Source organism: Burkholderia sp. YHN3-13 (assembly GCF_055810675.1).
Map to the genome: position 1 here is coordinate 44,199 of NZ_JBVVNQ010000008.1, position 18,148 is coordinate 62,346.

The 18,148-nt window shown below is 68.8% G+C and carries 16 protein-coding genes and 1 riboswitch; of the genes, 8 read left to right on the top strand and 8 right to left on the bottom strand.

Annotated features, from left to right (window positions below):
• Positions 1-201: 201 nt before the first annotated feature.
• The gene (locus tag AC0KUR_RS19305; protein WP_473376306.1) at positions 202-1,443 is read right to left on the bottom strand and encodes an abortive infection family protein; all 1,242 of its coding nucleotides are present in this window, start codon (positions 1,441-1,443) and stop codon (positions 202-204) included.
• Between the two features lie 510 nt (positions 1,444-1,953).
• Here AC0KUR_RS19305 and AC0KUR_RS19310 point away from each other — a divergent pair.
• Positions 1,954-2,634: a hypothetical protein gene (locus AC0KUR_RS19310; RefSeq protein ID WP_473376307.1), complete on the top strand. Its 681-nt coding sequence runs from the start codon at positions 1,954-1,956 to the stop codon at positions 2,632-2,634.
• Between the two features lie 148 nt (positions 2,635-2,782).
• Here the strand turns inward: AC0KUR_RS19310 and AC0KUR_RS19315 are convergent, their stop codons facing one another.
• Positions 2,783-3,286 (bottom strand): MarR family winged helix-turn-helix transcriptional regulator, encoded by a 504-nt coding sequence (locus tag AC0KUR_RS19315; protein ID WP_069705137.1) that lies wholly within the window; start codon positions 3,284-3,286, stop codon positions 2,783-2,785.
• A 131-nt stretch (positions 3,287-3,417) separates the two neighbouring features.
• Between AC0KUR_RS19315 and AC0KUR_RS19320 the strand changes: the two genes are divergently transcribed.
• Positions 3,418-4,596, top strand: coding sequence for an MFS transporter (locus tag AC0KUR_RS19320; RefSeq protein WP_473376308.1), 1,179 nt, complete (start codon positions 3,418-3,420; stop codon positions 4,594-4,596).
• Between the two features lie 26 nt (positions 4,597-4,622).
• Here AC0KUR_RS19320 and cobM read toward each other — a convergent pair whose 3' ends face one another.
• Genes cobM through cbiE form a run of 4 tightly spaced genes read right to left on the bottom strand, consistent with a single transcriptional unit; the run spans position 4,623 to position 8,491 of the window.
• Positions 4,623-5,351: a precorrin-4 C(11)-methyltransferase gene (gene cobM / locus AC0KUR_RS19325; protein WP_034186888.1), complete on the bottom strand. Its 729-nt coding sequence runs from the start codon at positions 5,349-5,351 to the stop codon at positions 4,623-4,625.
• Between the two features lie 43 nt (positions 5,352-5,394).
• The gene (locus AC0KUR_RS19330; protein WP_473376309.1) at positions 5,395-6,126 is read right to left on the bottom strand and encodes a cobalt-precorrin-6A reductase; all 732 of its coding nucleotides are present in this window, start codon (positions 6,124-6,126) and stop codon (positions 5,395-5,397) included.
• The gene (locus tag AC0KUR_RS19335) at positions 6,123-7,211 is read right to left on the bottom strand and encodes a cobalt-precorrin-5B (C(1))-methyltransferase (RefSeq protein WP_226253646.1); all 1,089 of its coding nucleotides are present in this window, start codon (positions 7,209-7,211) and stop codon (positions 6,123-6,125) included. The genes AC0KUR_RS19330 and AC0KUR_RS19335 overlap by 4 nt, the downstream gene beginning before the upstream one ends.
• Positions 7,211-8,491: a precorrin-6y C5,15-methyltransferase (decarboxylating) subunit CbiE gene (cbiE, locus tag AC0KUR_RS19340; protein ID WP_473376310.1), complete on the bottom strand. Its 1,281-nt coding sequence runs from the start codon at positions 8,489-8,491 to the stop codon at positions 7,211-7,213. Before cbiE ends, AC0KUR_RS19335 begins: the two co-directional genes overlap by 1 nt.
• Positions 8,492-8,813: 322 nt before the next feature.
• Positions 8,814-9,004, top strand: a riboswitch (cobalamin riboswitch).
• A gap of 107 nt (positions 9,005-9,111) precedes the next feature.
• Between cbiE and cobG the strand changes: the two genes are divergently transcribed.
• Genes cobG through cobJ form a run of 4 tightly spaced genes read left to right on the top strand, consistent with a single transcriptional unit; the run spans position 9,112 to position 13,532 of the window.
• Entirely contained in the window at positions 9,112-10,476 is a 1,365-nt protein-coding gene (cobG, locus tag AC0KUR_RS19345; RefSeq protein ID WP_473376355.1) for a precorrin-3B synthase, read from the top strand.
• Positions 10,469-11,095, top strand: coding sequence for a precorrin-8X methylmutase (locus tag AC0KUR_RS19350; RefSeq protein ID WP_034186893.1), 627 nt, complete (start codon positions 10,469-10,471; stop codon positions 11,093-11,095). Before cobG ends, AC0KUR_RS19350 begins: the two co-directional genes overlap by 8 nt.
• On the top strand, positions 11,092-11,826 hold the full coding sequence (locus tag AC0KUR_RS19355) for a precorrin-2 C(20)-methyltransferase (RefSeq protein WP_034186894.1): 735 nt from the start codon (positions 11,092-11,094) through the stop codon (positions 11,824-11,826). Before AC0KUR_RS19350 ends, AC0KUR_RS19355 begins: the two co-directional genes overlap by 4 nt.
• Complete coding sequence (gene cobJ, locus AC0KUR_RS19360; RefSeq protein ID WP_473376311.1) at positions 11,823-13,532, top strand: precorrin-3B C(17)-methyltransferase; 1,710 nt, start codon at positions 11,823-11,825, stop codon at positions 13,530-13,532. Before AC0KUR_RS19355 ends, cobJ begins: the two co-directional genes overlap by 4 nt.
• Before the next feature lie 6 nt (positions 13,533-13,538).
• Here the strand turns inward: cobJ and AC0KUR_RS19365 are convergent, their stop codons facing one another.
• Entirely contained in the window at positions 13,539-14,744 is a 1,206-nt protein-coding gene (locus tag AC0KUR_RS19365) for an MFS transporter (RefSeq protein ID WP_124607941.1), read from the bottom strand.
• A 94-nt stretch (positions 14,745-14,838) separates the two neighbouring features.
• Between AC0KUR_RS19365 and AC0KUR_RS19370 the strand changes: the two genes are divergently transcribed.
• Together AC0KUR_RS19370 and AC0KUR_RS19375 are read left to right on the top strand one after the other, a co-directional pair.
• Positions 14,839-15,741 (top strand): LysR family transcriptional regulator, encoded by a 903-nt coding sequence (locus tag AC0KUR_RS19370; RefSeq protein ID WP_473376312.1) that lies wholly within the window; start codon positions 14,839-14,841, stop codon positions 15,739-15,741.
• Between the two features lie 237 nt (positions 15,742-15,978).
• Entirely contained in the window at positions 15,979-17,334 is a 1,356-nt protein-coding gene (locus tag AC0KUR_RS19375; RefSeq protein WP_049034973.1) for a chitinase, read from the top strand.
• Positions 17,335-17,404: 70 nt separating this feature from the next.
• Here the strand turns inward: AC0KUR_RS19375 and AC0KUR_RS19380 are convergent, their stop codons facing one another.
• Complete coding sequence (locus AC0KUR_RS19380) at positions 17,405-18,148, bottom strand: IclR family transcriptional regulator (protein WP_034186898.1); 744 nt, start codon at positions 18,146-18,148, stop codon at positions 17,405-17,407.

Consider the following 18,148-nt stretch of genomic DNA (forward strand, 5'->3'; position numbering starts at 1 on the left):
GGGCTTTTTTTGTTCTTCGTGGAGTTCCGGGGGGACGTCGGGGAGGAATGTCGGCGTTCGGCCAGGAGCGGACCGTGGACCACGTCACCACACAGACAATCGAATGTCGGATCAACGTTAGTGAACGGACATTCGTATGCCTCGAAGAGCGAATGGTGGTTTTCTGTGTCGTTTGTGTTCGTTCAGCTGCGGTTAGTAGCGTCATTGCTTCGTAAATTCCCGATAACGGTACGTCTCGGCAACGAAATCGATGAATGCAACAGCCGAAGCTACCGCAAGGCGGGCGTGGCGCGGTTGTAGACCTCGATGCTGACCGTCACGTCCGTGGCCAGTGCCGTACAGCCCTCGCAATTGGGCTAGATTGTTTGTGAGTTGCGTGAGATTGCGTAAGATAAGTCGAATGTTATCGGCGCCCTTCGTTTCATCAGTGATCCCCTCGGGAACGAGTTGTAGTTCTTTCGCGACCTTTTTGGTCAGATCTCCAAGATCTTCTGACTTTGTGAACTCAACACCCCGCTTCGTCAAAAGCGTTTTGCAGCAGGTTTCGATAAGTTCTTTCGCGGTTCCAATTGCTAACGCTGGGTCGCGGTCCACGGCATGTTCCAAGCGTTCGATTTCTTTCGCCATCCAACCCGCGTCGAGTGCATCAGCCACAGTTCGAGCACGTGATACTGCCCGCGAGCCACTATGGGAAATTTGACGGTAAGCAAATCGCGGGCGGCCGGCGATACGCTCTTCTTCGTACAGTTCCCAATCAGCTTGGCGCAACTGCTCGTTGAAATGAGAAACCAGCTTAACAACTTCCTCTCTATCTGACCGCACAAGAGGATGCACTACCTCGCACAAAAACCGTAAGAAGCCATCCGCCGGGCCATCGATAAGATTGAAGCGAGTGTCGGAAAATAGCCAGTCGCGATCCCAGTCATTATTGTTGATGCAGTGCTGCCAAATATCTCCGGCGGCGTCTTTGAAGCGACTATCCGTAGAAGGCAGCTGCTGCAGATCGAACAGTCGACTCAGAAACTCCACGTCGTCGAGCTTACCAAACCAAGCCACGTCATCGAGACGTAACCCATCCAAAATGTTGACTCTGATTTGCCTTGGCAAATCGAGGCCCGCTACCCTCCAATCCTTTCGGAGCACCTTTTCTGGAACGATTTTGGCCGAATACCAGTCCTGGGTGTCTTGCTCGAGTATTGTCTTTAACCTTGCGGATATTTGTTCCTCTAACTGTGTTCGTTTGGTGCCGAGTCGGGCGAACTCCTGCGTCGGGATCTCGATCTGTACTTCCCAAATCTCGGTTCCGCCGTTCCAGTTGTCGTAACCTGTCTGCTCGGCCCGAGCGGGGTGCTTTCGTACAAGGTTGGCGGCTTCGGACATCCCCTCTGCCTCCAGCAAGGCGTAGACGGTCGCCAGAATCTCCTCCAGTCGCTCTTTCTCCATTCCATGCCTCTCGCAAAGGTAGTTGCCGTGACCGAAACTCAGGCAGCGGGATCGTTCTTGAGATATTGTGGCATGGGAAGTGCGGGATCGTGACTGTTTTGGAGCGGGAGATGTCCGCGCAAAGCGCGGCCGAGGCCTTGTAAAAACACAGTCCACGCTTGAAGTTCGAGAAAGGCGACCCGTCAGATGGCGTTGTATTTGGCCGCCGTTCTGTCGTTTGCCGCGGAGGCATTTGCAACCAGTCGCGCGCCTATGGTAGTGGACTGGCGAATGCTGAACGTTTAATCTTGCGAAAAACTTAAAATAATCCAACAGATGACATTCAATCGCCAAGTCCCATTCTTTGAGCGAACCCTTTCATGGAGACTCTTCAAGCGTCACCATACACACTTTAACCACATCTTCTGGGCTAACCGGGCCGCTTCCAAATTCGCATACGCGTCTACACGCCCATTTCAGCGGGGAGATCAGGCTTCGGTACTTTTTTCTTTGCAGAATGAACCTCAGCGCATGGCAACCACGCTAGGAGAGTGGGCCGACAACTATGCCGGCTTTAACAAGTGGACTCAGATGGCAGCGGTAATTGCAATTTGCGGCTATCTTGAAACATATCTTGCGCAGGTAGCGACTGCCGCATTGGAATCTCGCCCTGCACTTGTATTTGGGGGAACGATTCAGATAGATGGCGCAACCCTATTAAAAGCAAATAACAAATATGATTTCTATGTCCATACTGAACCTTTGGTGCGAGGGGATTGGCAAGCACGTATTTCCGCCTATACTCGCCTGTTCGGCCCATGCCCATTCTCGGGACAATTAAGCCGATTGGAGCGTCTTCGGTCGCTGCGAAACGATGCCGGTCACTCATTCGGTCGTGATATAAAGGTGATGAAATTTTCCGAAAGTAGCCTCGTGCAGCCACTTCCGAATATTGAGGATAAGGACATTCAGAGTTATCTAGAGTTGGCTGAATCGGTCGCCACAGCGACCGAATCTCACCTTGGACCAGCGTATGTTGGTTCATACGAAGTCATTCGACTGTTTCATACATGGCGTACTTCTCTGGACTCCGTTCCTAGAACTAGACGCGAACTGGCTCGGCACTTTAGTGAGTACTTCAACACCGTGACTGGCAATCCTTATGGCCGCAGTAGGGGCGAAGATCTTATTCGTTACTACGATCAGCTATGATGGATGGTGCGGCCGCATTTTCGGGGTATCGATCCGAATGTCGCACTCACATCGAAAGCGGCCACAGGCCTCATGTCCGTTCGGCTGTCCGCTCCGGGTCGGCAAGCGACGTCCACGATGCCTTTGTCGCCCGCACCGGGCGCCCGCATCAAGCCTCCGGCGCCGCACCTTCGAGACCGGCCAGCAGCTTTCCCAGCAGGTGCGACAACTGCGCCTGCTCCGCCTTCGACAATGCGGCCAGCAGCGCGCGCTGGTTCTCGATGTGGGCAACGACCGCATCGTCGATCAGCGCGCGACCCGTATCCGTCAGTGCGACGAGCGTGCCGCGCCCGTCGGCCGGGTTCGGCCGCCGCTCGACCCAGCCGGCCTTCTGCAGACGGTCGATGCGTGCGGTCATGCCGCCCGACGACATCATCAGCGCGTCGTACAACGCGGTCGGCGTCAGCGCGAACGGCGCGCCGCTGCGCCGTAGCGTCGCGAGCACGTCGAATTCGCCCGGCTGCATCCCGTAGCGCGCAAACAGCGGATTGAGACGGTCGCGCGCGATCACGAGCGCGGCTTCCTGCAGCCGCCCCATCACGACCATCGACGACGCGTCCAGATCCGGACGCTCGGCGCGCCATTGCGCGAGCGCATGCGCGGCTCGATCCATTAACCCTCCTCGGCTCACCAGTTATCTTGACGTCGAGATAAATCGGTATTTATCTTGATGTCGAGATACTTTACCTGAAAAACGCGCGGCGTCTCGACGGCAGCCGCGCACCGATATCGAGGGCCTCGTCGATGAATCGCTTCACTTCCCCGGGTTGGCGGCTGGCCGTCATCGTGCTGGTCGGGCTGAACCTGCGTCCCGTGCTCGCCGCGGTCGGCCCGCTGCTCGACATGATCCAGCGCACGACCGGTATCGGCGACGGCGCGGCCAGCCTGCTGACGACGATTCCGATCCTGCTGATGGGGCTCGGCGCACTGGGCGCGCGGCGCCTGCAGCGCGTCACCGGCATCGCGGGCGGTGTCTGGCTCGGCGTCGCGCTGATCGGGCTGGCCTGCGCATCGCGCATCGGCGCGCGGCACGCGTGGCTGCTGCTCGCGAGCGCCTGCTGCGCGGGCGTCGGGATCGCGACGGTGCAGGCGCTGCTGCCCGGTTTCGTGAAGGCGCATTTCGCGACGCGCATCGGCGGCGCGATGGGCGTCTATTCGACGTCGATCATGGGCGGCGCGGTGCTGGCGAGCGTGGTCGCGCCGTTCGCCGCGGCGCGCTGGGGCTGGCTCGCCGCGCTGGCCGGCTGGGCGCTGCCGGCCGCGGTGGCCGCGCTCGCATGGCCGCTCGCCAGCCGCGGCGGCGACGGCTTCGCCGCCGGGCCGGTCTCGACGTCGAATGCACGACCGTCGCGTTCGGCGCGTGCGTGGCGGCTCGCGCTGTTCTTCGGGATCGCGACGGGCGCCTACACGCTCGTGCTCGCTTGGCTGCCGCCGTATTACATGCGGCTCGGCTGGTCGCCGACGGCGGCCGGCAGCCTGCTCGGCGGCGTGACGCTCGCGGAAGTTATCGCGGGGCTGACGATCTCGGCAACGATCGACCGCCTGCCCGATCGCCGGCCCGCGCTGCATGCGGCGATCGCGTCGCTGTTCGCGGGGTTGCTGGCGATGCTGGCCGCACCCGACGCGTTCGCGCTGCCGGCCGCGCTGCTGCTCGGCGCGGGGATCGGCGCGTTGTTTCCGCTGTCGCTGATCGTCACGGTCGACCATGCGGCAACGCCGGCCGACGCTGCATCGCTGACAGGGTTCGTGCAGGGTGTCGGCTATCTGGTCGCCGGGTTGTTCCCGTTCGCGGCCGGGCTCGTGCGCCAGCATCTCGCGGACCTGACGCCCGCGTGGATCGCGATGGCGTGCCTGTGTGTCGCGCTGTTCGCGCTGGCGGCCGGGTTTGCGCCGCGGCTGGCGCGGCAGACGGCGCAGGCCTGAGCGGCCCGTCCGCCGGGCCGGCGTGATCAGCCCGCGCTCGCGTACAGCGTCGAATCCGCGAACCCGTCGGCATCGAGCACGCGCCCGATCAGGATCAATGCGGTGCGCTCGATCTGCGTGCCGCGCACCTTGTCGACGATGTCCGCCAGCGTGCCGGTCACGCGCTCCTCGTCGGGCCAGCTCGCGCGATAGATCACCGCGACCGGGCAATCCGCGCCGTAGTGCGGCAGCACTTCGTCGACGATGCGCGCGAGATGGCGCACGCCGAGATGGATCGCGAGCGTCGCGCGGTGCGCGGCGAGCGAACCGAGCGCCTCGCCTTCCGGCATCGTGGTCTTGCCCGCGAAGCGCGTGAGGATCACCGTCTGCGCGACGCCGGGCAACGTCAGCTCGACGCCGAGCGTCGCCGCGCACGCGGCCGTCGCCGTCACGCCCGGCACGATTTCGTACGGAATCCCGAGCGCCTTCAGCCGGCGGATCTGCTCGCCGATCGCGCCGTACAGCGACGGGTCGCCCGAATGCACGCGTGCGACGTCCCGCCCTTGCGCATGCGCGTCCGCGAGCAGCGCGACGATCGCGTCGAGGTCGAGCTCGGCCGTGTTGACGACCTGCTCCGCGCGATGACCGTCGAGCACGGCCGCGGGCACCAGCGAGCCCGCATACAGGATCACCGGGCACGTGCGCACGAGGCGCTGGCCCTTCACCGTGATCAGCTCGGGGTCGCCGGGCCCCGCGCCGATGAAATACACCGTCATCGAAAATTCTCCGTCAATACGTTGGATGATCCGCTGCGCGGCGTCAAACGCGCGCGGCCGGATCGAGTGCGTCGAGCAGTGCCGCGACCGAATCGAACGCCCGGTCGGCATCGGGCAGCGACGGCCGGCGCAGCATCACGACCGGCACCCTGCGTTCGCGCGCGACATCGAGCTTGGCCTCGGTGGCCGCTCCGCCACTGTTCTTGCTGACGACGACGTCGATGTCCGTCAGCGCGAACAGCGCACGTTCGCCGTCGAGCGTGAACGGCCCGCGCGCGGCGATGACCTGCGCATGCGCATTGCCGGGATGCGCGTCGAGGCAGCGCACGAGCCAGAACTGGTGCGGCGGGATCGTATCGAGGTGCGCGAGCGGTTCGCGGCCGAGCGTGAACAGCGGCCGCCTGAACGGCGCGAGCGCGGCCTCGATGCCGGCCCAGTCGTCGACCATCCGCCAGTCGTCGCCCGGTTGCGGCGTCCAGGGCGCGCGGCGCAGCGCCCATAGCGGTACGCCCGCGTCGCGCGTCGCGGCAGCGGCGTTCGCGCTGATTTGCGCGGCATACGGATGCGTGGCGTCGATCACGAGGCTGATCTCGGCGTCGCGAAGATACGCGGCCAGGCCGGCGGCCCCGCCGAAGCCGCCGACGCGCACGTCGCAGCGCAGGTCGTCCGGCACCTTGCCGAGACCGGCCAGGCTGTAGACGTGATGCGGGCCGAGCGCGCGTGCGATCTTCAGCGCGTCGCCGGTGCCGCCGAGCAGCAGGATGCGCATGCTCATCGCGCTTCCCCGACGAAGCGGCCCTGCCGGTCGATCGCGAACATCTCGACGGCGACCGACGGCGGCACGATGTCGCGTGCGACCCGCAGCGCCTGCGCGCAGACGAGATCGCCGAGCGGCACGCCGTCGGCCAGGGCGAGCTTCAGCGCTTCCTGGCTCGTGTTCGCGGCGCGCATCGCGGCCTGCAGCGCCTCGCTCGCGCCGGCTTCTGCCGCCCATTGCGCGAGCAGCGGCAGGTCGATGCTCGAATGGCGGCTGTGCAGGTCGAGATGGCCCGCCGCGAGCTTGCTGAGCTTGCCGAATCCGCCGCACATCGACAACCGCGCGACCGGTGCGCGGCGCAGGTGCTTGAGCACCGCGCCCGCGAAATCGCCCATCTCGATCAGCGCCATGTCGGGCAGGCCGTAGTGTGCGCGCATCGCGTCCTCGCTCGCGTTGCCCGTGCACGCGGCGATATGCGCGATGCCGTTGGCGCGCGCGACATCGATCCCCTGGTGGATCGATGCGATATAGGCCGAACACGAGAACGGCCGCACGATGCCCGTCGTGCCGAGGATCGACAGCCCGCCGACGATGCCGAGGCGCGGGTTCATCGTCTTCAGCGCGAGCGCCTCGCCGCCCTCGACGCCGATCGTCACGTCGAAGCCGCCTGCGTAGCCGTGCTCGGCTGCGAGGGCCTCCAGATGCGTCGTCATCATCTGGCGCGGCACCGGGTTGATCGCCGGTTCGCCGACCGGCAGCGTCAGCCCCGCGCGCGTGACCGTGCCGACGCCCGGCCCCGCGTGAAAGCGCACGCCGGCCGCGGCCGCGAGCGCGACACGCGCGAAGATCAGCGCGCCGTGCGTGACGTCCGGATCGTCGCCGGCATCCTTGATCGTGCCGGCTTCCGCGCCGTCGGCCGTGAGGCGGCAGAACTCGAGCCGCATCATCACGCGCTGCCCTTTCGGCAGCACGATCTCGACCGCGTCGTCCGCCCGGCCCGCGAGCAGCAGCCGCGCGGCCGCGAGCGACGTCGCGGTCGCGCAGCTGCCGGTCGTGTAGCCGAACCGCAGCGGCGCGGGCTGTTCGGGGGTTTCGTCGCGCATCACGCGTCCGTTGCGTTCGCCGGGTTCGATGCGCCGGCTATGTCGATCGCATCGGCCGCCTCGACCCTGTCGGCCGCGTCGGGCTTGCGCACGTCGTACAGCGTGACGGGCAGCGGCTGGCGCCACGTGTCGAAGCGGCCGAGCGGTTCCGCATGCGCGAGCGACACGCGCGTGAGCGTGCCGCCGTGCGCGTCGCGCCACGCGGCGAGCGCCATCTCGCCCTGCAGCGTGACCGCATTCGCGACGAGCCGGCCGCCGGGTTTCAGCGCGGCCCAGCACGCGTCGAGCACGCCGGGCGCCGTCGCACCGCCGCCGATGAAGATCGCGTCGGGCGTGGCGAGTCCTGCCAGCGCGTCGGGCGCGCGGCCCGCGACGAGCTGCAGGCCCGGCACGCCGAGTGCGTCGCGGTTGTGTTCGATGAAGCGCTGCCGTTCCGCATGCGCCTCGACCGCGATCGCCTGGCAGGATGGATGCGCACGCATCCATTCGATGCCGATCGAGCCACTGCCCGCGCCGACGTCCCACAGCAGCTCGCCGGGTGCGGGCGCGAGGCGCCCGAGCGTCATCGCGCGCAAGTCGCGCTTGGTGAGCTGGCCGTCGTGGCGGTATGCATCGTCGGGCAGGCCCGGCGTGAGCGCGCGGCGCGGCGCGTCGGGGCCGGCCCGGCAGTCGAGCGCGACGAGATTGAGCGCGGCCGTTTCGGTGACTTTCCAGTCCTGCGCGAGGCCGTCGACGCGCCGTTCGAGCGGGCCGCCCAGATGTTCGAACACGCTGATGCGCGTCGGCCCGAAGCCGCGTGCGGCGAGTTCGGCCGCGACGGCGGCCGGCGTGCGGCCGTCGGCGCTCAGCACGAACAGGCGCCGGCCCGGCAGCAGATGACGCGCGAGCGTCGCGAGCGGACGGCCGACGAGCGACACCGCGCCGACGTCCTGCAGCGCCCAGCCGAGGCGTGCGGCCGCGAGGGACAGCGACGACGGCGCGGGCAGCACGCGCCATTCGTCGGGAGAAAGCTGGCGCGCGAGCGTCGCGCCGACGCCGAACAGCATCGGGTCACCGCTCGCGAGCACGCAGACGGGCGAGCCGCGCCGCGCGAGCACGCCCGCGAGATCGAACGGCGACGGCCACGCTTCGCGCGCGGCCGGCAACCGCGCGGGCAGCATGTCGAGATGCCGCTTCGCGCCGACCACGCGCGTCGCGCCGAGCAGCGCGCGTCGCGCATTGCGCCCGAGCCCCGCGTAACCGTCGTCGCCGATGCCCACTACCGTCAGCCACGCCGTCATGCACCCTTCCCCATCGTTCGATTTCATCCAGTGTGTTGCGATGCGCGGCCGTTGCGCCGCCGCGCGTCGATCCGGCGATTGCCGTCGGCGCCGACTGCCCGGCGCGGGACGCGCCAGCGGTGTCGGCCAGGCCCGCGCGATCCGCATGGCGAACAGCTGGCCCCGCCCAGTTTCATCGTCGCGGACACCGGCGTGTCGCCGATCCAGTGCCGAGCCGCCAATCGTACCATCCGCGCTGCCGCGCGCAGGTCGTCGCAGCCATGCTGCGACACGGTTGCGACGCACATGGCCGATGTCGGGCCGGTGCCGAAATCGGGTATCCTACGGCCGTTCGTTCGCCGGTGCCCTTCGGGGCCGAAGAGGGAACACAGGGCGCGCCGCGCGCCGCTGTGGCTGCCCCCGCAACTGTAGACAGCGAGCCGATCTCCCCCTCATGCCACTGGTTTCACCGGGAAGGCCGGGAGCCGGCGCCGACCTGTCAGCCAGGAGACCTGCCGGCCAGAAAGTGCGTGCGTGCCAGTCGGCGTCGGGCGGGGTGTACCGATGCGTTGGCCGCGGCGCGACACTGTCCCGGTATCCCGTTGAGTTCCGCCCCCGATTCGATTCCTGCGTCGCCCGTCGTGCGCCCGTCGGCCTGCCCGGGGCTCGTGCGCGTGGTCGCGGCCGCCGATGGCGGGCTGTGCCGGGTCAAGCTGCCGGGCGGCCGGCTCGATGCGCGCCAGGCGCGTGCGATTGCCGCCGCCGCCCGCGCGTACGGCTCCGGCGCGATCGACGCGACCAATCGCGCGAATCTCCAGCTGCGCGGCATTCGCGACAGCGCCGCCGATGCGCTGACGCGCGCATTGCTCGAGGCGGGGCTCGGCCCGCGCGTCGACGCAGCCGCAGGCGCGGTCGACGAGACGGCCGCGCTCGCCGCGAGCGACGACGTCCGCAACCTCCTGCTCAGCCCGCTCGCCGGGCACGATCCCGCCGCGCTCGTCGACAGCCGCGCGCTCGCGATGCCGCTGCTCGACATGCTGGCCGGCGAGCCGCGCCGCGGCGAGCTGTCGCCGAAATTCTCGATCCAGCTCGACGGCGGCGAAGCGGTTGCGGCGCTCGATCACCCGCACGACATCTGGCTGGCCGCCTGGCGCCGCGCGGACGGCGCGGTACGCGTCGCGGCCGGGCTGGCCGGCTGCCCGCCGGCCGCGCGGGACGACCGGCCCGCATCGGTCGACGTGTCGCCCGATCAGGCCGTCGCACTGGTTCGCGCACTGCTGCTCGCGTTCCTCGATCTCGCGCCGGCCGACGTCACGCGGATGCGCGCCGTGCTCGCGACCGCCGGCGAATGCGCGTTGCTCGCACGCGCGCAGCACTACCTGCCCTTCCCGCTCACGGCCGATCCCGCGCTCGCCGGCTGGCGGCGCACGCGCACCGACCCGGCGCTGCGTTTCGGCATGCGCGCGTCGCGCGATGCGGCATGCTGCAGCGTCGGCGCGCAATGCGTGCTCGGGCGGCTCGACGCGACACAACTGGAACGGCTCGCCGCGCTGGCCGAAGCCGACGGCGACGGCACGTTGTCGATGACGCCGTGGCAAGGCGTGTTTCTCCACGGCGTGCCGAACGAACGCGCCCCGGCCACGTTGGCGGCACTGGCGTCGCTCGGCCTCGTCTGCGCATCGTCCGACCCGCTGGCGACCCTCGTCGCCTGCACCGGCAGCACGGGCTGCGCGAAAGCGCGGGCCGACACGAAACACGACGCGCTCGCCCTCGCCGCGCGCATCGGCCATCCGGTCGACGTGCACCTGACCGGCTGCGAGCGCCACTGCGCGCTGCCGCATCCCGCGGCGCACACGCTCGTCGCGGTGGCGCCCGCGCACTACGACCTTTACCGGCGCGACGCGGCCGCGGGCCTTGGCGCCCCGCTCGCGCGCCATCTGACGATTGACCAGGCCGCGGCCCGTTTGACGGACGCGCGGCACAGCCAGGACACCACCGATGCTTGACTACATTCGCGACGGGCAGGAAATCTACCGCCAGTCGTTCGCGACGATCCGCGCCGAGGCCGACCTGTCGCGCGTTCCGCCCGACCTCGAGAAACTCGCGGTGCGCGTGATCCATGCGTGCGGGATGGTCGACGTCGTCTACGACCTGCGCTTTTCGGCTGGCGCCGGCACGGCCGGCCGCACCGCGCTCGCGGCCGGCGCGCCGATCCTGTGCGACGCGCGGATGGTCGCCGAAGGCATCACGCGCGCGCGGCTGCCGGCCGACAACCGCGTGATCTGCACGCTCGGCGAGCCGGAGGTGCCCGATCTCGCGCGCCATCTCGGCAACACGCGCTCGGCGGCGGCGCTCGAACTGTGGCGTCCGCATCTCGCGGGCAGCGTCGTCGTGATCGGCAATGCGCCGACCGCGCTGTTCCACCTGCTCGACATGATCGACGCCGGCGCGCCGCGTCCCGCGTTGATCCTCGGTTTTCCGGTCGGTTTCATCGGCGCGGCCGAATCGAAGGCGATGCTCGATGCCGACAGCCGCGGCGTGCCGTACGTCGCGCTGCTCGGCCGGCGCGGCGGCAGCGCGATGGCCGCCGCCGCGGTCAACGCACTGGCGACGGAGGTCGAATGACGACCATGCGCGGCCGGCTGTTCGGGGTCGGTGTCGGCCCCGGCGATCCCGAACTGATGACGATCAAGGCGCTGCGCGTGCTGCAGGCGGCGCCCGTGGTCGCGTATTTCGTCGCGAAGGGCAAGAAGGGCAATGCGTACGGCATCGTCGAAGCCCACCTGCTCGACGGGCAGACGCAACTGCCGCTCGTCTATCCGGTGACGACCGAAGTGCTGCCGCCGCCGCTCTGCTACGAGACCGTGATCGCCGACTTCTACGACACGGCCGCCGAGATCGTCGCCGCCCATCTCGACGCGGGACGCGACGTCGCGGTGATCTGCGAAGGCGACCCGTTCTTCTACGGCTCGTACATGTACCTGCACGACCGCCTCGCGCCGCGCTACGACACCGAGGTGATCCCGGGCGTCTGCGCGATGCTCGGCGGCACGGCCGTGCTCGGCCAGCCGCTCGTCTATCGCAACCAGAGCCTGTCGGTGCTGTCCGGCGTGCTGCCCGAGCATGAACTGCGCGAGCGGCTCGCGCGCGCCGACGCGGCCGTCGTGATGAAGCTCGGTCGCAATTTCGACAAGGTGCGGCGCGTGCTCGACGAACTCGGGCTCGCGAAGCGCGCGCTGTACGTCGAGCGCGCGACGATGGCGAACCAGCGCATCGTGCCGCTCGACGCAGTCGATCCGATGGCGTCGCCGTATTTCTCGCTGCTCGTCGTGCCGGGGGAAAAATGGCAAGGATGACGACCCCGCCGGCGATCGTGATCCTCGGTGCCGGCGCGCTCGACACCGCGCGACGCATCCAGGCGCGCTATCCGGGCGCTAGCGTGCATGGCCTCGCGTCGCGCGTCGATGCCGACGTGCGGTTCGACGAACTCGGTGCGCACCTGCGCGAACTCTACGCACGCGGCCTGCCGATCGTCGCGCTGTGCGCGGCCGGCATCGTGATCCGCTGCCTCGCCCCCGCGCTCGCGGACAAGGGCGTCGAGCCGCCCGTGCTCGCGGTTGCGGAAGACGGGTCGGCCGTCGTGCCGCTGCTCGGCGGGCTGACGGGCGTCAACGTGATCGCGCGCGAAATCGCCGCATGCGTGGGCGTCGCGCCGGCGATCACGACCAGCGGCGAACTGCGTTTCGGCGCATGCGTGCTCAATCCGCCCGACGGGTATGCGCTCGCCGATCTCGCGCAGGGCAAGCGCTTCGTGTCCGACCTGCTCGCGGGCGCATCGACGCGTGTCGACGGCGCGGCGGCGTGGCTCGACGATGCCGCGCTGCCGCGCGACGACGCGGCCAAGCATGCGATTCGCGTGACGCCCGACGCATGGCGCGGCACGCACGACGAACTCGTGATCCATCCTCGCAGCGTGGTGGTCGGCATCGCAGGCGATGCCATGCACGCGCACGAGGCGCTTGCCACACGCATCGCCGCCATGCTCGACGCACAAGGTCTCGCGCGGCTGGCACTCGCGGCCCTCGTCGCGCCGGCGTCGTCGATCGGCGAACCCGCGCTGGAGGAAGCCGCGCGGGCACTCGACGTGCCGCTGCGTTTCGCCGATGCCGACGGCAGCGCGCCCGCCGATGCAGCCGCGCTGCTCGGCCGCACGTTGCGTGTCGCGCATACGCTGCGTCCGGTATCGAACGGTCTCGCGTGCGCGGTCGCGTCGCATCCGGTCGATCCCGCCACGCTCGGCCGCGCGCGCGGCCGCCTGACGGTGCTCGGCCTTGGCCCGGGCGGCGCCGCGTGGCTCACGCCGGCCGCTCGCGCCGCGCTCGCCGAAGCGACCGACATCCTCGGCTACACGACCTACGTGAACATGGCCGGCCCGTTCCGCGGCGACCAGCGCGTGCACGGCACCGACAATCGCGAGGAAATGCAGCGCGCGCGCCATGCGTTCGAACTCGCGGCCGAAGGCAGGCGCGTCGCGGTCGTGTCGTCGGGCGACCCCGGCGTGTTCGCGATGGCCGCGGCCGTGCTCGAAGCGCTCGACGACACGCGCGACCCGCAATGGGCCGCGGTCGACCTGCGCGTGGAGCCCGGCATCTCGGCGTCGCTCGCGACGGCCGCGCAGGCCGGCGCGCCGCTCGGTCACGACTTCTGCGCGATTTCGCTGTCGGACAACCTGAAGCCGTGGGACGTGATCGAGACGCGCCTGCGGCATGCGGCGCAAGCCGACCTCGTGATGGCGTTCTACAACCCGATCTCGCGTGCGCGGCCGTGGCAGCTCGACCTCGCGCTCGACCTCGTGCGTGCGCATCGCGCCGCCGATACGGTGGTCGTACTCGGCCGCGACATCGGCCGGCCGGGCGCGACGCTCGCGACGACGACGCTCGGCGCGCTGCGCGGCGACCAGGTCGACATGCGGACGATGGTGATCGTCGGCTCGTCGACGACGCGGCGCTTCGCGATCGGCAACGCGCGCGAATGGGTCTATACGCCGCGCTGGTATCGCTGATCGCGGTTACCGCGGCAGCGTGACGGTGCGCGCGTCGGCATGCGTAAGGCCGGATGCGCCGCCGGTACGCCAGAACCGGTACACGAGCACGCCGACCGCGGCCTGCGCGACGACTACGAACGCGACGCAGCCGGCCCAGCCCCAGCGATGCCAGCCGGGCACCGGCAGGATCGAGCCGAGACTGCCGCCGAAGTAATAGCAGGACAGGTAGATGCCGATCGCCGTCGAGCGTGCGCTCGACGCCGCCTGCGAAATGAACGTGTTCGCCGACGCCTGCTCGACGAATACGGCGGTCGAGCTGAGCGCGAGGCCGGCCAGGATCACCGGCACGCTGTCCGACAACGTCAGCAACGCTCCGCCGATCGCGAGCGCGGCCGCGGCGAGCCCCGGCGCGCGCGGGCCGCGATGCCGCGCGAGGCGCCCGGCCAGCGGCGTCACGACCACCGCGACCAGGAACACCGCATAAATTGCGCCGATCTCGACCGTGTCGAAGCCGAACGGTGCGCGCGTGAGCCGCAGGCCGATGAACGTGAACGTCGCGACCTGCGACGCGAGCACGCATGCGCCGATCGCGAATGACGCGAGCAGCGGGCCGCGCATGACGAGCCGCGACGACGGCCCCGCCTCCGCATCGTTGCCGGACGCCTGCCGCGCAACCGCACCGGATGCCGGCAGGCTCGCGTAGATCGCGACGCCCGTGACGAGACACAGCGCCGCGACGACATCGAGCGCATGCCGCCAGCCCCACATCGACGTCAGCAGGTTCGTGACGAAGCGGCCGGCGAACCCGCCGAGCGTCGTGCCGGCGACGAACAACGCACCGATCTCGGCCGACGTGCCGCGATCGAAGCGCTCTCCGATATAGGCGATCGACAGCGCGAAGATGAACGGCATGACCAGCCCGGCCGCAAAGCGCGCGCCGAGAAACGACGCGAAACCCGCCGCATGTGCGGACCACACGACCGGCAGCGCGACGGCCACCGCCGCCAGCGAGATCGCGATGCGACGCTCGATGCGCGCGGCCAGCACGCCGACGAACGGCGCGATAATGGCGACGGCCGTCGTGGTCGCGCTGACGCCCTGCCCCGCGCGTTCCGCGCTGACGCCGAACGTCGCCGCGAGTGCGTGCAGGATGCCCTGCGTCGAATAGAGATTGAGAAACGCGGCGAAACCGCAGAGAAAGAATGCGATGCGTGTGGTCCTGTCGTTCATCGGAAATGCCTCGTCATCGATGCCGCCAGTCTGACGAGCGCGCCACGCGTGCGCCAATACCGTTTTCACCGCCATTGATACCGGAACGACAACAATGCTCGACCTGCGCCGCCTCCGCTATTTCGTGGTCGTCGCCGACGAACTGCACTTCGGCCGCGCGGCATTGCGCCTGCGCGTCGCGCAGCCGCCACTGACGCGCCATATCGCCGCGCTGGAAAGCGAGCTCGGCGTGCGGCTGTTCGAGCGTTCGACGCGCGCGGTGCGGCTCACGCCGCAAGGCGAACTGTTCCTCGAGCATGCACGCCACGTCGTCAGCGCGGCCGTCGAAGCCGAGGCGAGCGCGCGCAAGATCGCGCAGGGCATCGCCGGGCGCATCGTGATCGGCTACGCGAGCGCGATTCCGATGTCGGACACGTTCCCTGATGTGATCCGCGCCGCGAGCCGCACGATGCCCGACGTCGAACTCGCGTTCCGTGAAGCGGCGACCACCAGCCAGCGCCGGCAGATCGCCGACGGCGCGATGGACGTCGGCTTCGGCTGGGCGTGGGACGGCGCGCCCGGCGTGCCGGTCGCGTCGATCGTCGTGTCGCGCGAGCCGCTCGTCGCGGCCGTGCCGGCCGGCCATCCGCTCGCGGGCCGTGCGCGCCTCGACGTTGCGGAACTGGCCGACGCCACCTTTGTCACCTTTCCGCCCGGTTACGGTTCGGCGTTGACCGCCGCGCTGGACGACCTGTGCGCGCGTGCCGGATTCTCGCCGCGGCTCGGCGCGACCGCCGCGCAAATCACGACGCTCGTGTCGCTGGTCGCCGCCGAACGGGGGATCGCGATCGTGCCGGCCTTCACGGCGACGCTGCAGCGCGCCGGTGTCGTCTACGTGCCGCTCGCCGGCGCGCGCGCGGTCGAGCAGATCGTGTCGTGGAACGCGCCGTTTTCGTCGGCGTGCGTCGAGCGCTTCGTTGCGCTGGCTCGTTCGCTGGCGCAGCCGGCATCGACGTAAGCGGCACGTATCGCGCCGCGGGCACCGATCGGGAAAATCGCCCGCCCCGCGTTGCACGACCGTGTCGAATCGGCAAGATCGTTACGTATCGGGAATCAAATAACAAAAAGAACACCTAACCATTCACTATTCGCCGCGAATCCTCCAAGATGAGCACGCTGCCGGCCGGGCATGCCCGGTCGCCCAGCCGGCAGCGATACGCAGGCCAGCGTATCCCTCTTCCACTTGGAGAACACAATGAACAACAATCTGTTGCCGCGTTTCATCCCGCGTGCACTTGCCGCGGGTTGTCTGCTTGCCGTGGCGAGCGTGTCCCAGGGTGCCGGCGTCTATGCGCCCTTCGTCGACGTGACGCTCTATCCGACGCCGCTCGTCGATCAGATCGGCGTCCGGCAAGGCATCCAGCAATTCACGCTCGCGTTCGTGGTCGCGGGCAACGGCTGCGTGCCGTCGTGGGGCGGCGTGCAGCCGATCGGCAACGGCGCGAGCGGCGGCCTCCTGACAGCGCTGTCGACGTCGATCGCGAGCTACCGCGCGAAAGGCGGCGAAGTCGCCGTCTCGTTCGGCGGCGCGAACGGCACGCCGCTGATGCAGGCGTGCTCGACGGTCCCCGCGCTGAAGGCGGCCTACCAGACCGTGATCGACACGTACGGCCTCACGCACATCGATTTCGACATCGAAGGCGCGTCGCAGCAGGACACGGCCGCGGTCGCGCGCAACTTCCAGGCCGTCGCGCAACTGCAGTCCGACTACGCGGCGAAGGGCAAGCCGCTGCACGTCACGCTGACGCTACCGACGATGCCGACCGGACTCACGCAGGACGGCCTGAACGTCGTCAACGCGGCGCTCGCGAATCGGGCCGCGTTTGATGCGGTCAACGTGATGGCGATGGATTACGGCCCCGCGAACATCGACATGGGCGCCGCCGCGATCAGCGCCGCGCAGGCGCTGTACGCGCAGCTCGACACGGCGTTCAAGTCGGCCGGCCAACCAAAAACCCATGCGCAGCTCTGGCAGATGGTCGGCGTCACGCCGATGATCGGCGTGAACGACGTGCAGGGTGAAACCTTCACGCTCGCGAATGCGCAAAGCGTGGTGAACGCGGCGATCGGCAACGGCTACGGTTTCTTCGGCAACTGGTCGGTCGGCCGCGATCAGGCGTGCCCGTCCGGCGGCACGTATGCGTCGCCGACCTGCTCGGGCGTCGCGCAGCAGCCGTACGCGTTCGCGACGATCTTCAGGCAGATCGACGGCAAGTGGGGCGCGGGCGTCACGCAGGATCCGAACTACGGCGGCGGCTCGGACGGCGGCACGCCGCAGCCCGGCGCGCCCTGGGCGGCCGGCCAGGTCTATACGGCCGGCGCGACGGTCACCTACCAGGGCACGACGTACCAGGCGCAGTGGTGGACCCAGGGCGACGTGCCCGGCCAGGCGGCCGTATGGAAGCCGGTCGGCGGCGGCTCGCCGGTGTGGTCGGCGACGACCGCCTACCCGGGCGGCACCTGCGTGATGTACCAGGGCGCGAAGTACTGCGCGAAATGGTGGACACAGGGCGACAACCCGAGTGCGGGCGGCGTGTGGGTGAAGTCGTGATGAAGTCGTGATGCCGCGACGCGCGGCGGGCCGTTTCCGGCGCAGCAGGATCGTGCGCCGGCGGGCGGCCCTACCCGCGCGCGTGCTCGGCCAGCAGCCGCGCCTTCGCGTCGACGAGCAGCGCCGCGTGCGCGTCGCGCTGCTGGCGAATCCGTTCGGTCGGCCCGACGACCGACAGCCCGTACCAGTCGCCGTCGAGCGTCAGCGCGACCGCGATCGCCGACAGCTCGGGCGCGCTCTCGCCGAAGTTCTCGGCCCAGCCGAGTTCGCGAAACCGCGCGGTCTGCGCGACGAGCGCCGGCAGGTCGGCCACCGTCGCGTCGGTAAAACGTTCGAACGGCAGTTGCATGCCGAGCGCCTGCTGCGCGTCGCCGGCGAGTTCCGCGAAGATCGCCTTGCCGATCGAGTTCGCATGCAGCGGGCGCAGCTCGCCCGGCTGGCGCGTATAGCGGATCGCCTGCTCCGACTCGACGACGTCGAGATACGTGACCGACACGCCCTGGATCTTGCCGAGCACGGCTGTCTCGCGGCTCGCGTCGCGCAGCGCGACGAGGTGCGGGTGCACGATGTCGACGACGGGATCGGTCGCGTCGATCGCGGCGGCGATCGTCTGCAGGCGCCGCGTCGGGTAGTAGCCGCCGCGCTTGCGCACTTCGTACAGATAGCCGCGGCTCACGAGCGTGCGCGCCATCGCGAGGCAGCTCGACGGCGGCACATCGAGCAGGCGCGCGAGTTCGGCGAGCGGCAGTGGCCGCCGTTCGGCGGCGAACAGCTCGAACAGGTCGAGCGTGCGGGCAACGAGTTTGACGTCCAT

Excerpts from the sequence above, each read along its gene's own strand:
- AC0KUR_RS19305 (WP_473376306.1), bottom strand. The coding sequence starts at position 1,443 with ATGGAGAAAGAGCGACTGGAGGAGATTCTGGCGACCGTCTACGCCTTG.
- AC0KUR_RS19310 (WP_473376307.1), top strand. The coding sequence starts at position 1,954 with ATGGCAACCACGCTAGGAGAGTGGGCCGACAACTATGCCGGCTTTAAC.
- AC0KUR_RS19315 (WP_069705137.1), bottom strand. The coding sequence starts at position 3,286 with ATGGATCGAGCCGCGCATGCGCTCGCGCAATGGCGCGCCGAGCGTCCG.
- AC0KUR_RS19320 (WP_473376308.1), top strand. The coding sequence starts at position 3,418 with ATGAATCGCTTCACTTCCCCGGGTTGGCGGCTGGCCGTCATCGTGCTG.
- cobM (WP_034186888.1), bottom strand. The coding sequence starts at position 5,351 with ATGACGGTGTATTTCATCGGCGCGGGGCCCGGCGACCCCGAGCTGATC.
- AC0KUR_RS19330 (WP_473376309.1), bottom strand. The coding sequence starts at position 6,126 with ATGAGCATGCGCATCCTGCTGCTCGGCGGCACCGGCGACGCGCTGAAG.
- AC0KUR_RS19335 (WP_226253646.1), bottom strand. The coding sequence starts at position 7,211 with ATGCGCGACGAAACCCCCGAACAGCCCGCGCCGCTGCGGTTCGGCTAC.
- cbiE (WP_473376310.1), bottom strand. The coding sequence starts at position 8,491 with ATGACGGCGTGGCTGACGGTAGTGGGCATCGGCGACGACGGTTACGCG.
- AC0KUR_RS19350 (WP_034186893.1), top strand. The coding sequence starts at position 10,469 with ATGCTTGACTACATTCGCGACGGGCAGGAAATCTACCGCCAGTCGTTC.
- AC0KUR_RS19355 (WP_034186894.1), top strand. The coding sequence starts at position 11,092 with ATGACGACCATGCGCGGCCGGCTGTTCGGGGTCGGTGTCGGCCCCGGC.
- cobJ (WP_473376311.1), top strand. The coding sequence starts at position 11,823 with ATGACGACCCCGCCGGCGATCGTGATCCTCGGTGCCGGCGCGCTCGAC.
- AC0KUR_RS19365 (WP_124607941.1), bottom strand. The coding sequence starts at position 14,744 with ATGAACGACAGGACCACACGCATCGCATTCTTTCTCTGCGGTTTCGCC.
- AC0KUR_RS19370 (WP_473376312.1), top strand. The coding sequence starts at position 14,839 with ATGCTCGACCTGCGCCGCCTCCGCTATTTCGTGGTCGTCGCCGACGAA.
- AC0KUR_RS19375 (WP_049034973.1), top strand. The coding sequence starts at position 15,979 with ATGAACAACAATCTGTTGCCGCGTTTCATCCCGCGTGCACTTGCCGCG.
- AC0KUR_RS19380 (WP_034186898.1), bottom strand. The coding sequence starts at position 18,148 with ATGGACGTCAAACTCGTTGCCCGCACGCTCGACCTGTTCGAGCTGTTC.